Source organism: Actinophytocola sp., assembly GCF_035942955.1.
GTDB lineage: Bacteria > Actinomycetota > Actinomycetes > Mycobacteriales > Pseudonocardiaceae > DASYTH01.
Window position 1 is genome coordinate 1 of record NZ_DASZCQ010000338.1, and the last position, 1,513, is coordinate 1,513.

The window sequence follows — 1,513 nt, forward strand, 5'->3', positions numbered from 1 at the left end:
GCCGGGCACCGACCCGGAGGCGCTGCTGCGCGGCACGGCGGACCTGTCGCCCGCGGAGCTCCGGCCGGACCCGCCGGCCGCCGTCGAGGAGAGCTTCGAGGAGCGCACCTGGCTGGACCGCGGAGAGGTCGCGCGATGACCGACGGGTTCACCGCCGACGCCGACCGGCTCGCCGCGCAGGCCGGGCAGTTCCCCGGGCTGGCCGAGCGGGCCGGCGCGATCCACCGTGAGCTGTCCGACGCGCTCGCCGAGACCGGCGCGTGCTGGGGTGGCGACACCGTCGGCCAGAGCTTCGCCGCCGTGCACACCGGTCCGGCCGACAGCACGCTCGGCGGTCTCGGCGCGCTGCCGGACCGGCTCGGCTCGGTCGGCACGCGGTTCGCCGACACCGCGACGGCCTACCGCGACCAGGACGCGGCCGGCGCCCGCGACCTGTCCGCCGCGGGCGAGTAGGGAGCCGGCGCCATGGGAATCGAGCTCCCGCCCGAACTCGCCGGAGTGGCCGCGCAGGCCGGGGTCCGGTGGCCGCAGGCCGACGAGGACCGCATGCGCCAGGCCGCGCAGGCCTGGCGGGACGCCGGCACCAGGCTGACCCACCTCACCCGGGACGCCGACCACGCCGCGCGCACCGCGCTGACCTCGGTCGAGGGCCGGGCCGGCGACGCCGCCCGGCGGCACTGGTCGGCGTTCGTCCACCCCGACACCGGCCACCTCACCGCGACCGCCCGCGGCTGCACCGCCGCCGCCGACCGCCTCGACCACGCCGCGCACCAGGTCGGCGCCGCCAAGGTGGAGATCGTCCGCAACCTCGTCGCGCTCGCCCAGACCTCCGACGCGGCCAACCAGGCGGCCGCCGCCGGCCACCCGCACGCCCTGCTCAACCTGGACACGGCGGTCCGCGGCACCGCCGTGAACGTCTCGCACATCACCGACAACCTGGTCAGCGCCGTCCAGCCGGGCAGCGGCGTGGACATGTCCGGCGTGCAGAACCTGGTCAATCCCAACCCGGGTGGCCACGGCGGCCCGCCCACGCCGATCACCGCCGCGGCCCGCGGCGTGGCCACCGTGGCGACCGGCACGGCCGCAGACGTGGTGAGCACGGCAACGGGCGCCCCCGGCAACCCGGCCGGCACGCCGGCGAACCTGCTCCCGCCCGGCGTGCCCGGCGATCTGCTGCCCGGCCGACCCGGCGATCTGCTGCCTGGTGTGTCCGGTGATGTGGTGCCCGGTCGGTCCGGCGATCTGCTGCCTGGTGTGTCCGGTGATGTGGTGCCCGGTCGGCCTGGCGATCTTGTGCCGCCCGGCACCCTGCCGCCCGGGGTCGAGCCCGGCAACCCGGACATCACCGGGCCGGTTCGCGTCCTCCCGGTGGGCGCCGAGCCGGGCGGGGTCAACGTCCTCCCGGACGCGCCGACCCCGCCGACCGGCGTGCCCGTCGGACCGGGCCAAACCGTGCAGGCCGGCTTGGCCGGCGCCCCGGTGCTGGACGCTCCGCCCCCCGCTTCCGCCGCGG

General features: G+C 78.1%; 1 protein-coding gene and 1 pseudogene. Both read left to right on the forward strand.

From position 1 onward, the window contains the following. Positions 1-135: 135 nt before the first annotated feature. The gene (locus tag VGX25_RS33810; RefSeq protein ID WP_326922050.1) at positions 136-453 is read left to right on the forward strand and encodes a hypothetical protein; all 318 of its coding nucleotides are present in this window, start codon (positions 136-138) and stop codon (positions 451-453) included. Positions 454-465: 12 nt separating this feature from the next. After that, positions 466-1,513 (forward strand): annotated as a pseudogene (locus VGX25_RS33815) (hypothetical protein); the annotation flags it as partial.